The following is a 12,853-nucleotide window of genomic DNA, read 5'->3' on the forward strand; positions in this document are numbered from 1 at the left end:
ATCACTGTGGCCCCAAGGGCGACTGCGGCAATTGGCACATCAATACCTGCGGTGTGATCGGAATAACCCACCGCCACGCCAAAAGCTTGGCCAATTGTTTGCATAGCGCGCAGATTCACCTCAGCCATTGGGGCTGGATATTCCGTGGTGCAATGCAGCACAGTGATCTGAGCTCGTTTAGTGCCAGCAGTTTCCAACACCGAAATAGCCACTTCGATTTCCCCCAGATTAGCCATACCCGTGGAAAGAATTAGGGGCTTGCCCATCTCACCTATGCGGCGCAGATAGGGAAGATTAGTAATTTCACCGGAGGGAATTTTAAGGCGCTTAAGATTCAGTGTATTCAGCAGATCAATACTCGGATCATCAAAGGCTGTGGAGAGGAACTCAATGCCAGAATTATGGCAATGGCTAATCAGTTGTTGGTGTTGATCAGGAGCGAGCTCTAGGCGCTGTAGCATCTCCTGCTGATTTTCAGCATTGTCAGTTGTTTGTTGCTGATAGTTGGCTTTGCCGGCTTTAGTTGTAGCGAGCTTATCGGCCTTAAAGGTCTGGAACTTCACCACATCAGCTCCTGCCTCTGCAGCGGCCTCAATCAGCTGCTTGGCAAGCTGCATATCACCATTGTGATTTACTCCGGCTTCAGCGATTACAAGAGTGGCCATCCCATAACCCGCTTTCCAGCACTAATTACGCTATTTGGTGGTATGTCTAAGCCTTCTCTCAACATTGCTCCACTCCCCACAAAACTCCCATTGCCGATCTTGGCTCCACCATTAATTAGAGCCCCAGTACTAACATGGCAGTGATCACCTATCACAACATCATGCTCAATCAATGCAGCGCTATTGATAATACAATGAATGCCCACTTCTGCTGCCGCATTCACAATTACCCCGTGCCCAACTGTTGTTCCGGATCCCACCTTGGCATGGCGTGAAACAATTGCATGGGGGGAGATAATTGTTGGGCTAGTAAAATTAAGTTGTTCCAAGCTTTTTGCAAGCGACAAACGTCGGGATGCCGCACCAATTTGGCCAACAGCTAACAATGCATGTCCGCAGCTCTCACGCAACTTGGTCAGATCAGCGTCGCTGCCAATCACCCTACAACCCAAAATCAAGCTGCCTACCTGTTCAGGGTGGCCAATTAAACCTATCAACTTCCATCTGCCTGTTGATTCCACCAGGTCAATCAAAGAGCGAGCATGGCCACCACATCCGATGAGCAGGAGGTCAGTCATTGCACCTCAAGGCCAAAGATGCATGATCCCATTAATCCCGACCCTCCAGCAGCTGTGGGCTACTGGGCAGGTTAAGCAGCCTTGCCGCTTGATCCTCCGCCACGGCTAACGGACCGCGGGGCGCATCGGCATACATGGGCAGCAGGTGCAGGGACTGCCACACGGGCCTAAGCAAAATGCCGCCGGCATGGGCCACTTCAAGCAAGCTCTGGCGCTGGGCTTGCGCCTCTGCCGGATCAGCAGCCGTGAAGCGCAGGCTCACCAGCCAGTGGTTGCTGCGGCAGCCTTGGGGTTCGGACACCAGTTCCACTCCCTCCACCCCAGCAAAGGCTTGGGCGTAGCGCTCAGCCAGCTGGCGCTTGGCCTCTAGGCGACGGCTGAGGTCTTCCAGTTGTGCCACGCCTAGGGCGGCATTGAGGTTGGGCAGGCGGTCGTTCCAGGCCACTTCGTCGTGCTCAAAGGCCCAAGGGTGGGGAAGCTTGGCGGTGGTGGAGAGGTGTCGGGCCCGTTGGGCCAGCTGAGCATCATGGGTGAGCAGGGCGCCGCCTCCACCGGTGCTAATCAACTTGTTGCCGTTAAAGCTGAGGGTGCCGATTGCACCAAACAGTCCGCAGTGGCTGGCCTTGCCAGCATGGTCACGCCAACTGCCAAGGGCTTCCGCGGCATCCTCAACTACCGGCAAACCCCAGGCTTCGGCAACAGTCAAAAGGCCCGGCAGGTCGGCTGGATGGCCAAACACATGCACCGGTAGCAAGGCAGCGAGGCGGCGACCTGTCTCACGGTTGAAAAGGCCGGCTGGAGTGCGCTCTGCTATCCGCTCCAATCGTTCAGTTAGAGCTTCGGGGCAGAGGCCCAAGGTGATCGCATTTATATCGACAAAATGGGGCACGGCCCCCAAATGGGCGCCGGCATTAGCCGTGGCCACAAAGCTCAGCGGCGGCAGCAACACCTCATCGCCGGGACCCACACCGAGCAGATGCAACGCCAGCCGCAAGGCCACGGTGCCATTGGTAACCGCCACCGCATGGCTTGCACCGGTGACGGCGCAGAGCTCCTGCTCAAAGCGGCTCACCCACTGGCCAGCGGTGCTAACCCAGCCGGTATCGAGGCAATCCTTTACGTAGGCCCAAGCCTGGGTGCCGCTGAAATCCGGCTCATGCAAGACGATCGGCTTTGATGTGGAGCTACTCCCCAGCACCTGCTGAAGAACCTGGAGAATCTCTGCTGTCTCAGCTGTTCTGGTCATACCGCGTAGCTGCCAGGCCGATAACGGGCCAGGTTGGCAGGATCGCTGAACCATTCCGCCGTGAGTGCTAGCCCATGCCGGAAGCCGTCAAGGCCGCCGTAGGCGGGCTGCCAGCCAGTAAGTTCGCGCAGGCGGCTGTTGTCACCAAATAGGCGATTCACCTCGGAACCTTCAGGTCTCAAGCGCTGTTCATCAGTTCTGATTGTTAGCTCCACGTTCATAACCTCGGCGATCAGTGCTGCCGTAGCACCAATCGAGATCTCAAAGTTGCTGGCGGCATTGATCACCTGGCCTAGGGCAGCATCACTATTGGCTACAGCCAAGAAAGCCGCACAGGTGTCTGCCACAAAATTAAAATCCCGGGTGGGTGAAAGGGCCCCCAGCTTGATTTCCCGCAGCCCACTAGCAATCTGGCTAATGATCGTGGGGATAACTGCCCGAGCACTTTGCCGGGGTCCATAGGTGTTAAAGGGTCGTAATACTGCTACCGGTGTTTCAAAACTACGCCAGTAACTCAGAGCGATCTGATCAGCGCCTATTTTACTGGCGGCATAAGGCGACTGGCCAACCAGTGGATGCTCCTCAGTAATCGGCACGAACTGGGCTGTGCCGTAGGTTTCTGAAGTGGAAGTGTGCACAATCCTTTGTACACCAAGATCCCTTGCGGCCTGCACCACGTTCAAGGTGCCATGGATATTTGTATCTATATAACTGGCTGGGGCCACATAGCTATAGGGAATTGCAATCAGGGCCGCCAGGTGGAAAACCTGTTCGCAGCCACGCATTGCCTCACGCACGCAGAGAGGATCGCGAATATCACCCAGCACAACCTCAATCTGGGCCTTTCTGGCCTCAGGGAGTGTGTCCAGCCAGCCCCAACTACCATTGGAGTTGTATAGGCAGAAAGCCTTTACTTCATGACCTTGGCTGATCAGCAATTCGACTAGGTGTGAGCCGATGAAGCCGTCGGCGCCGGTGACCAATACAGGCTTATTATCTGCGCTCACAACGTCCATCCGTCATCAACAATAAGATTTTTGCCATTAATTGCTGATGCAGCAGGCGAAAGGAGAAAAATAAATACAGCTGCATCCATTACTACTGTAGTAGGCTGCCAATCAAGGGGTGTATCCATATCAGTAGAAGCCGATTCTCTGGTTAAATTTCTAAACAATCTGGACCCAACCCTTTTAGCAATATTCCAAACTCCAAGGTCTGCTAGTCCTGCCCAGGCAGGCTGAGATGCCGTCTGCTGATGCTGCCAATAACCAGATATTAGCACTAATAAAGGTAGAGAAAATTCAGCGGCTTTATTGCTTGCTGAGAGCTTTATTATTTTAAATGGGCTTCTTCATAATATTCAGGTCGGCTAACATCCAGCCAATATTCATGTATTGGACATCCAGCCACTCAATGACCGGCAGGATGGGAAGCCAGCAGCGGAGTTGGCATATCAGTAAAATTTTGGCTTGATAATAAAGGCAGGAGCACTGTATCGTAAACATATACTCCATCATTATCTAGCTGCCGATAGGTCGGTTTCTCTTTTAAGTTTGCTGGCTCTGCCGTCGTTTATTTCATCCGCTTCAAAAGGACCAGTGATCTTATGCTTTAGTGCGCAGATGATGGCTTGGGCTTGTTTCTTATGATGATATGCAAGTAAATGGTTGGGATTGAGCCGCGTAAGCACTTCACAGTTCGCCACCAAAAAAAGTGCCGACAAGATGTTAGGAAATTGCTACAATGATTCAATTATAATGAGATCCTGGCTCTAGATTGGATGGCTAATGCTTGGGTCACACCCTGAGCTATCCTGGAAAAAGTTGACAATATGTTCATTTGTTCGGATAACTCAAGAGTAGGATTGGTTAAAGCCACTATTATTGTACTACCGTAAATAGATTTTTAGCATTGGAGAATCGCACACGGACAGCATCTACTTGGGGCAATGTTCAGTATGGTTCCGGCAGGTGCTTGCCATGCCCCCCCCCTCGGAATAATCACCACGGTATTTTGCAGCTGTAGCGGCGCCAAAAGTTCATTAAGTAGCAAGAGCCCCACAATGCGATCTAACTAATAACAAATCTATCACCGGAATCTCTCGTAGTACATCTCAGCGCATCATCGCCATTATCGCTTCTTGTTTCATGTAACTGTATACAAACCGAAACTGGAGATTCATCAGACGATCAATTGGAACGTCAAGCCTTTCACCATGCAACTGGTCTCGGTGGATGGCGCAATCGGCGACCGTGCTCAGCAAGCGCTGCTTCTTATCCAACACAAGGGTGATCTGGTCAGAGACATGCTCAATGATGCGTATGGCTTAATGCACCGTAGCGGGTGGCGTCAGCTGGAAAAAATGGAGATTAATTATCACAGGGAATAACCGGCTATAGAGTAATAAATCAGAAACGCTTCCAGCTGTTTATTGATGGAGCATAGCTGATCAGTCTGCTTACTCAAAAATGCTTCACACTGACGGAACAGGCCAGGCTTAAACTTTTGATCCAGATCATCATCCAGTTCAATTGGTTGTGCTTGCACTGAGGCCAATGGAATAACCTGCAGCGATTCCATTGGACTCAGCAAGTAACGGTTGTGACGGGTGAGCAGTTCCACTCCCCAGCGTCCTGGTGCTTCCCAGTCGGCATGATATGCAAAGGGTATTCCGCGATCACTAAATCCCGAGCCATGGAAGCGGGCGGAGGCTGGGTGCCATTTTAGACTGCCACTATACCATGCATGCCATTGCCCAGCTGCTGGCAAGCCAATGAAGTCAAAGGCCAGGTCGATCACGTGGGTGGAGTTAGCTAGCAGCCAGTGCTCTTTCACTCCAGGGGCTGTCTGCAGATCCCTGAGAAGGTGACTCCATTCTGTGAATTCAAAGACTGCACTGGTGATGCCACCATCAGTTAATACCAAATCGCGCAGCTTTCGTACGGAGGCGTAAAAGCGGCGGTTATATGCAATCCAGACCTGGGCTCCCTTGGCTTCGGAAGTGTTATAAAGCCCCTGGAGCTCTGAAAGGGTGAGTGCTCCTGGTTTTTCCAGAAGGATCCGTCGGCAGCCCGCGGATATCAACTGCTGAGCGGCGGTTGCAAGCTGCTCCACGCCAACGGCTACAACCGCTTGATCAGGAGCGGGCATTGCTGTCAGTGCAGTCTCCAGGCCTCCGGCCTTTACAGAGATTCCAGTGGCCTGTTGAAAAGCCACCGCCGAGGAGCTGCTGCGCCCGATAACTCTGAAGGGAACGGACATTGCCTGAAGCACGTTGGCATAGTCCTGGGCCATGGGCCCAGCACCGATCAGCCAGAGAGATGGAGGCATTGAAGTCATGTAATTGGTACGGCCAAGTCTTGCCTTGCATGAGATTGGTTCCAGTGCTGCAGCAAGGCATCCAGAAAGGGGCGGTGTTGTGCAGCCGATTCAGCCAGACTGGGTAGTTTGCTCTGTCCAGTGTCAAGTATCTGCTCTACCAAGGGAGCTGTGAGGATGCTTTGAAAGCTGGGCTGGCCATAGATTTGCTGACCCGATGGCCCGTTGGCTACGCCGGCCTCCTCATCGATCGTCCAGAGCCCATGTGTAGTTTCAACCTCAATTCTCGGCGGAGCATCTACTTGGCTGCAGGTGAGCTCTAGAACAGTTGCATCATGAAAGGTAACAATCAATGTGCCAAAAACCTCCTGATAGCCCATCCGCTTGCTGGCACGCCAGTTTTCAAGTCCTTGAGCATTGACTGCTTCAACTCTGGCGCCGCTCCACCAACTAACTAGATCGATGTAGTGAATGGCATTGCATGCAAGACCCCAGTTGCCGCCACTTACGCGAACCTGTAACAGAGAAAGAGTGCCACAGATGCTTGACATCTGCTTTTTTATCTCGTTGTGCCATGCCATGATCCTCATTGGTGTATTAATCCATACGCTTAGGTTGCTTTTCAAAAGCCTTACAATTTGATTTACATGCTGGGTGCTCTGCCCCAGAACCTTCTCTAGGATCCAAGCGTTCACTTCATATTGAGAAGTGATGGTGGCCACCACATCGGCACGGCAATGGGCAGGAGTAGTGACAATACATAGATCAACTGGATCTTTACTTTCAGAAATTGAATTGAGGAACTGAAATGAATGGGGAGATGGTTCCACCTCTGCAAGCCTTTCTTTAGCGATTCCAAGAGATTGATCCGACGGGTCAACCACAGTGATACTTAAATGCCTCTTAATCCCTGCCAAGCCCTGAAGGTAGCGGGAGCCGAGTTGGCCGGCTCCGATTAGGTAAATTCGGTCATGTGAAAACATTAGGCTTGCCAGCTTTGTTTAATTGAATCAAAACATTTTTTCAGCCCTTCGTCATCAATGTAAACCCCCTGCTTACGTAAGAGCTGAAGGGGATCCTCAGCTAAAGTTGGGATTAAACGTGAAAAGACACGCTTAAGTTTTCCAACGACCCTTGGCTTAATCGATCGGAGCCAGGCCATACTGCCTGGTTCTCGCGAGTAACTGGCTACGTAGACATCAAAAACAATTTCTAACTCCTTACAATCCACATCTGAACCACAAGCTCCTGCTAAAGACTCTAGAAAATCATTCTTCTGAGAGCTGGTTGCGGGATTTCTCCACCAAGCTGCAAAACTCTTAGATGGATCAAGGTAGGGGTCACCCGTATTGCGGGTAGGTGGCGCCTCATCAGAGCGCAGCCAATATAGAATCGGCAAAACCTCTGACTTTCCAGCTGCACAGATCACAGTTTCCAACTGGATTTCTTCTATCGAAAAAACATTGTATTGTCTAACTAAAGAAAGATTTATGGCTCGCTTCCAAACAGGCGTGCGAGTTACTGAATAACAGTGTGCTGGTACATACTGGGCCCAATGAATTGCAAGACGCTGCATTGGAGAATCATCGGTAAGTTTAAGGCCCTTTAAACGAGGGTAAGCTGTATTAAATACCAACTGATCACTCTTCCTATCAAATCCAAGGGCACGCCCCATGCAAGAAGCATGAGAAGGATGAACCTGAAGAAAATCAATGCAATCCTGCAGGGCTGATGGTACAAAATATTCATCATCTCCAACCATGCAGGCATATGGTGTTGAAATTAGACCTGCTGCTGTTTCTAAACGTTCCACAATAAACCTAGGATTATGAAAGTAGGCCACGTTTGCAAAGCCTGAAAAATCAATATCGCTAGCTTCAGGAGATCCATCCATATATATAATTTCAAATGGCTGCCGAGCCCAGAACTCAACACTACGCTTTAAGTATGATTCGCGCTTGTAGGTAGGGCAAACGAGGGTAAGCAAGTTCAGTGGCATTAATGATTTCATTGAAGCAGAATAAAGAAGATATTAAAGGTGGTCTACATCCCCAACAGGGCTGGGAAAATAGCCTGTGCGATCGTTGCGGTGTTACCTAACAACCCCAGCGCCTCTTTCCAACCCATACTACTGCGCCACGACTTCCTAGCTGCTTTCACCCAATCTGCATCCTTCAGATCAGAGGGCAAAAGATTAAGAGATTCGAGTGGAGAAACAACTCCATCAGCAGCATCTATAATCTTTGCCAGGCCAACGGGTGTGAGTTTGACGTGATCACGGCGTAACGTGTCGCCGGAGTTCAAGCGCAGACGTGCCATCTTGCGCTCCAGCCAAATGCGCAATGCGGCATCATGAAGTGGAATGAAAAAATAGGCTTCATCATGCACCACCTCGGAATCCTTGAGTAAGTTTATTAATGCCATAACACCTTCTTTGTTGTTTATGGCAGGCCGACGTAATGCAAGATCTGTTAGGTACGCATGTGCTCGAGTTATTGGGATATTGAGATGTTCGGCAAAATTTTCAGCACGAGCTCCTAGCAAACCTGAATCCACTGCGGCGCCAAGAATTGTGAGTTCTAATTCTCTTTTAGTGCTGCTACCAAAAGGCTGAGCGGTGAGTTTCAACCAGACTGAGTTACCAAAAGATGCTGCTGGCACTGTCATGAGAACTGATTTATTACTTTTGAATACTGGGAATTATTTATTACGATTTAATCAACCAGGTGGATACAAAACATATCATCAAATCTAGTTGAGCGGTAAAATCTAATAATACTTTCCGAACGATATAGTAAATGCAATTAACACATCCTTCGATGCAGGGATTTAAGCAACCTTCTTTAAATACCCATCCGGCGCCACGCTAATCAACAGCTTGTTGTCGATATCCTTATCGATCTCAAACTCGGGATGGCTCTTCAGCCATTCATGAACGGCTGTTTTGGGGTTGTTGCCAACATCCCAGGGGCGATCAGGAAAGGATCCGGCGGTTAGGTCTTCAATGGCAGTGTCGAACACAATGCAGTAGCTGCCGACGGACACAAGATCGGCATAAGCATTCAGTTCGGCAAGCACGTGCTCATGGGTGTGGTTGGAATCCAAGGACACCAGCACCCGATCGACGCCATCGGCATGGCTACGAACCTGCTGAATGATCTCGGGGTCGATCGAGGATCCTTCAATCAGTTCCATCTTGAAGCGCAGGGGATGTTCGTCGAGGGCTTTGCGGTTGTGGGGGCGGATATCAATATCAACACCAACTACTTTGCGTGGTGATTGCCGCGGATCTAGTCCTTCCATCACATCCAGAAGACACAAAAGTGAAGCCGATAGGACGAGGGAGCCTCCGTGGGCAACGCCAGTTTCAATAATTAGATCAGGTTTAACAGTTGAAACTAATTCTTGGAATGCGACGATATCTTGTGGGTATTGAATGATTGGCCTGTTAAGCCAGGAAAAATTGTAAGAATACTGAAGCTGGTGGCTTCGAGCAAAGAACTGCAAGGCTGGCTGTGTAATGCTTTGATCAGCTGCCTGAATATTGGCTCGCTGATTAGCTTCTTGATAATGTAACTGGATCAGATCTGTACTCATGGATGCGTCTGCGGGTTGATTTGAAGGGCCTGAAACTTATCCATGTGGGCTCAGAAAGCAAGAGGCCATTAAAACTGAAAATGCTATGGCTGAACCCATATTGTAAAAAACTGTCGCGTTTTGATGCGTTGCCTACGTCAGCAACTGGCGTACCATTTCCTGATCGTCAACGAAGTCGCGCAGCTGACGACAGGAACCTTTAATAAAAGTTTCCTGTCCAGCTCAAGAGGACGACATATGTTAGCTAGCACTTGAGTAGAGCCTGCCAACTTGAGGAATTGAAGAGGTCGAAATGATGCTCAGGAACTGACCGTAGACGGCTTGAACAGTCTACGGTTGAAATGGGGTTGATTTTCAATGGATCTCTTGCCCGGTAAAATCTTCATTACCAAACAAGTGATTTATTGTAATTCTCCTATGAACATAATTTAGTATTACCTGGATTAATATTGATCTTACTTACAATAAGCTCAATTTATTCCTTGCAAACGTCAAGGTTGTAAGATTAACCTACTAGCACCTCCCCGCGGAGATAGCCAAGAGCTTTCTCTGCACGTTGGGGCGAAATCTGCAGTTGAGGTTCCAGGTCGGAAGAATTCTTAGGTAGCTACTCTTAGCAAAAATTCTAAATCATAGCGAGCATCAGCCCAGGCTCCAAAACTAGGGCAAGCTATCTAAATGATTTTGCGCAAATATAGAGATTGACTGAATATCCTCTTGGTGATGCCCTAAGTAATCATGCATTTCTTGGGAATTAAGCAGTTTGCCGATGTGGTCATAGATGCCTGTGACAATATAGATATCATATCTGACAATGCCTAATAGTTTAGCGGCCAAGATGCTAGATCCAATAATTAATCCGTTGACCAATCTAACGCAGTCTGCCTCACTTTTTAAGCCAATACCAAGCTTGGACAGACCGCTTTTGCAATTCAATATCATGGGACTGTTAAGAACCTCCCTTACGTAAGTACGAGAAAACTCAAGCCTGCTATACTGAGGGCAAATGCCAGAAATATTGAGAATAGAGTCAACTGGAATGTGCGCAATTTCTAGCGATACCAGACCTCCATCGCAAGTCATTCCACTTAGCCCGAAAGAAGTTCCAATTGAAATACAGATAGACCCATAGACTGAAGATCGATTACTTTTAGAATAAACTTCATTCGGGGAACCCCTAATAACGAGTTTATGAAGCAGTGAACAATCATTTTCTAGGATTATTGTCTTTTCGGGAAGACAAGCTAAGAAGTCCAGAACATTCAATGAATAACCCAAAGGGGGCAGAAATATATTCTTTTCTCCACCATAAACAGGGCCAGGGAGGCCTATGTAGCATGTGTCATAACCACTTTTGTTGATGGAATCAACTAGGAGAGCGTGCAAGGATTGTGAGCTTTGCGGGGTGTGTTTAGAGTACTTTAGATAGGGATGGTTATCTATAAAATAATAGAATTTGATATTGGACCCTCCAACATCTATGATAAAGGAATAATTATTCATGGAGGCCTGAAGCATAGTTACTTAACATATTTAAAGATCGATCACCTGGAAAGCAATACAGGTAGTGGAAAAAGCCCCCCTTTGACTTGTACCTATACTCTGGGTAATCCCTAAAAAAAACAGCTATAGATTTTCTGTCATAATATGAATCCGAATTGTTCATTACTCGAATCATTGATTGCATCACGTGGTGACAAGTGTCATCCATCCCTTCTAGAGATTGTATAAAGCACTTGGCGCCAATACTAAGAGACTGTAACTCTTCCTTCATGAATACTGAATACTTAGTGCGAGCACTAGTGGAATAAATATTTTCATAAAACGACTTCGCAAAAATTTCGAAAGCTTCATGACTGTAATTGCTTTCTATATATTCTCTAGCTGTCATTCCTAATCTTTCTCGGAGCGCTTTGTTAGCAGCAAGCGAGGATAGAGCACTGATAAATTCGGACAAAGTTGAACATAGAATCCCAGTCTGGTTATTTATTATGAGAGAACTCTCGGCTTCATTGTCGAATGCAACAATTGGCAGGCTGAATGACATTGCTTCAACTAGGGCTAGTTCCCCAGTACCATAGTGGCCCTTTCGCAAGGGGTAAAAGAATAAGTCAGATACGCTAAGATAAGGAATAACATCATCTGTTTTGCCAATAAAGGAAAGATTGCTGCTCCGTGCTCTAGAATCTGCTATTATTTCATCATCAGGATCACCAACGATGATAAAATCTATATAGCTATAACAAGATTCAATAATACTAAAGAATTCTCGACTAAGCTTCGAGTACGAAACAGTGCCCACATAGCATGCGGTTAGCCTGCTCTTGCTTGCTTGCAGATTTAAGTGATTAGATTTAGAAAACTTCTTGATTTCAATCGGATATCTAACAAATTCAATCTTTTTTAAGAGATCATCATCGGATAGGCTTTTTGTTAGCCATTGCCCAGTTATGAGCATCCTGTCAACGTATTTAATTGCACCTTTTGATATTAACTGAGGGGCCTTGTCCCCCTGTATGTGAGCACACCCCACAAGACAGTTCACATTGTCGAGTGTTCCGCGAAGAAGAAGTTCATATATGAGAGGGTGGTTCCAGTATTCAACTTGGACTACGTCATAGGCTGAAAGCAGGGCATGAGTATTATCATTTAGATCGAAGATCTTGCATATTATCTCTGTATTGAAAAATTTATAATCAGAAATGCTTTTTTCAAATAAGCATATATGATGATTGGTTTGACTACATTCTGCTTGTAGCAGTAATACTTTGCCAAGTCCACCATTTAGGTGCGGAGTGAGATGAAGAATACTTGTCTTATCTGGCATGTTTCCTGAATCTTGATACCGTGATAGTGCATTCTTTGCAGTTTGATTTGCAATTAATATCTCTTTCTAACCAGCTTTTCCTATAATCCTTATAATATGCAGAATTAAAGAGATCTTCAGGTGTTTCATACTCAAGTACGCTTCCAATTGGGTGGTACTCCGCTTGATCAGCGCTGCAAAGGGCTGTCCTCCCTGAGGCGTAAATACTCAACCTAGTAAACAGATCAGGGCATAACGCTTGTTTTTCATATTCGATGGGATCCAGACAAATTAATCCGTTACTATCAGAGTTCTTCTCAATATTAAGGGTTGTATCGCCCATGGATTTAAAAATCTCTTCAATATTATTATCAATATGGCTGCTTTCAATCTTTTTATTTTCATAATCACCAACTTTACCTCCCGTATTATGTATGTCAAAGGCAACGCATGCATCTCCCTTTGATGGATCAAGCCGTTCATCCCAATAATTCTTGTAGTCATTCCACTCCTCTTTGTTTAGCTGCTGTCTAACCATGCGGATCACGACTTTGCAATCTGCGTCGAGCTTGTTGCGAATCTGTATAAAGCCTTCTACGTTGTCACGGATTCTGTGAAAGTCTGTCCTTCCCCTGATGGCTTC

Annotated in this window: 13 protein-coding genes; all 13 read right to left on the reverse strand. The window is 47.6% G+C overall.

Annotation, left to right across the window (positions count from 1 at the left end):
* On the reverse strand, window positions 1-665 hold a 665-nt coding region (locus tag KBY68_RS11875), incomplete at its 3' end, for an N-acetylneuraminate synthase family protein (RefSeq protein ID WP_255097391.1).
* On the reverse strand, window positions 650-1,243 hold the full coding sequence (locus KBY68_RS11880; RefSeq protein ID WP_255097393.1) for a NeuD/PglB/VioB family sugar acetyltransferase: 594 nt from the start codon (window positions 1,241-1,243) through the stop codon (window positions 650-652). The genes KBY68_RS11880 and KBY68_RS11875, both read right to left, overlap by 16 nt.
* A 31-nt stretch (window positions 1,244-1,274) precedes the next feature.
* Window positions 1,275-2,489, reverse strand: coding sequence for a LegC family aminotransferase (locus KBY68_RS11885; protein ID WP_255097394.1), 1,215 nt, complete (start codon window positions 2,487-2,489; stop codon window positions 1,275-1,277).
* A complete protein-coding gene (locus KBY68_RS11890) occupies window positions 2,486-3,505 on the reverse strand; it encodes an NAD-dependent 4,6-dehydratase LegB (protein ID WP_255097398.1) in 1,020 nt (339 codons plus the stop codon). Before KBY68_RS11890 ends, KBY68_RS11885 begins: the two co-directional genes overlap by 4 nt.
* On the reverse strand, window positions 3,493-3,624 hold the full coding sequence (locus KBY68_RS11895; RefSeq protein WP_255097399.1) for a hypothetical protein: 132 nt from the start codon (window positions 3,622-3,624) through the stop codon (window positions 3,493-3,495). The genes KBY68_RS11890 and KBY68_RS11895 overlap by 13 nt, the downstream gene beginning before the upstream one ends.
* A gap of 1,241 nt (window positions 3,625-4,865) precedes the next feature.
* The gene (locus KBY68_RS11900) at window positions 4,866-5,828 is read right to left on the reverse strand and encodes a Gfo/Idh/MocA family oxidoreductase (RefSeq protein WP_315855671.1); all 963 of its coding nucleotides are present in this window, start codon (window positions 5,826-5,828) and stop codon (window positions 4,866-4,868) included.
* Window positions 5,825-6,529, reverse strand: coding sequence for a Gfo/Idh/MocA family oxidoreductase (locus tag KBY68_RS11905; protein ID WP_255097403.1), 705 nt, complete (start codon window positions 6,527-6,529; stop codon window positions 5,825-5,827). Before KBY68_RS11905 ends, KBY68_RS11900 begins: the two co-directional genes overlap by 4 nt.
* 260 nt (window positions 6,530-6,789) lie before the next feature.
* Window positions 6,790-7,818 carry a TIGR00180 family glycosyltransferase gene (locus tag KBY68_RS11910; RefSeq protein ID WP_255097404.1) on the reverse strand — a complete coding sequence of 343 codons (1,029 nt, stop codon included), beginning with the start codon at window positions 7,816-7,818 and terminating at the stop codon, window positions 6,790-6,792.
* A 32-nt stretch (window positions 7,819-7,850) separates the two neighbouring features.
* Window positions 7,851-8,474, reverse strand: coding sequence for a hypothetical protein (locus KBY68_RS11915; protein WP_255097405.1), 624 nt, complete (start codon window positions 8,472-8,474; stop codon window positions 7,851-7,853).
* 162 nt (window positions 8,475-8,636) lie between these two features.
* Window positions 8,637-9,404 carry a cephalosporin hydroxylase family protein gene (locus tag KBY68_RS11920; RefSeq protein WP_255097406.1) on the reverse strand — a complete coding sequence of 256 codons (768 nt, stop codon included), beginning with the start codon at window positions 9,402-9,404 and terminating at the stop codon, window positions 8,637-8,639.
* Between the two features lie 660 nt (window positions 9,405-10,064).
* The gene (locus KBY68_RS11925; protein ID WP_255097408.1) at window positions 10,065-10,907 is read right to left on the reverse strand and encodes a hypothetical protein; all 843 of its coding nucleotides are present in this window, start codon (window positions 10,905-10,907) and stop codon (window positions 10,065-10,067) included.
* Window positions 10,900-12,231: a glycosyltransferase family 4 protein gene (locus tag KBY68_RS11930; protein WP_255097409.1), complete on the reverse strand. Its 1,332-nt coding sequence runs from the start codon at window positions 12,229-12,231 to the stop codon at window positions 10,900-10,902. Before KBY68_RS11930 ends, KBY68_RS11925 begins: the two co-directional genes overlap by 8 nt.
* Window positions 12,221-12,853: SPASM domain-containing protein (locus KBY68_RS11935; RefSeq protein WP_255097410.1), on the reverse strand; the 633-nt coding region annotated here is incomplete at its 5' end. The genes KBY68_RS11930 and KBY68_RS11935, both read right to left, overlap by 11 nt.

Source organism: Synechococcus lacustris Maggiore-St4-Slac (genome assembly GCF_024345595.1).
Taxonomy (GTDB): Bacteria; Cyanobacteriota; Cyanobacteriia; order PCC-6307; family Cyanobiaceae; genus Synechococcus_D; species Synechococcus_D lacustris.

Bases quoted from the DNA above. Each gene is read 5' to 3' on its own strand.
- KBY68_RS11890 (WP_255097398.1), bottom strand. From the start codon at position 3,505: ATGGACGTTGTGAGCGCAGATAATAAGCCTGTATTGGTCACCGGCGCC.
- KBY68_RS11930 (WP_255097409.1), bottom strand. From the start codon at position 12,231: ATGCCAGATAAGACAAGTATTCTTCATCTCACTCCGCACCTAAATGGT.
- KBY68_RS11910 (WP_255097404.1), bottom strand. From the start codon at position 7,818: ATGAAATCATTAATGCCACTGAACTTGCTTACCCTCGTTTGCCCTACC.
- KBY68_RS11920 (WP_255097406.1), bottom strand. From the start codon at position 9,404: ATGAGTACAGATCTGATCCAGTTACATTATCAAGAAGCTAATCAGCGA.
- KBY68_RS11915 (WP_255097405.1), bottom strand. From the start codon at position 8,474: ATGACAGTGCCAGCAGCATCTTTTGGTAACTCAGTCTGGTTGAAACTC.
- KBY68_RS11885 (WP_255097394.1), bottom strand. From the start codon at position 2,489: ATGACCAGAACAGCTGAGACAGCAGAGATTCTCCAGGTTCTTCAGCAG.
- KBY68_RS11900 (WP_315855671.1), bottom strand. From the start codon at position 5,828: ATGACTTCAATGCCTCCATCTCTCTGGCTGATCGGTGCTGGGCCCATG.
- KBY68_RS11880 (WP_255097393.1), bottom strand. From the start codon at position 1,243: ATGACTGACCTCCTGCTCATCGGATGTGGTGGCCATGCTCGCTCTTTG.
- KBY68_RS11895 (WP_255097399.1), bottom strand. From the start codon at position 3,624: ATGGATACACCCCTTGATTGGCAGCCTACTACAGTAGTAATGGATGCA.
- KBY68_RS11925 (WP_255097408.1), bottom strand. From the start codon at position 10,907: ATGAATAATTATTCCTTTATCATAGATGTTGGAGGGTCCAATATCAAA.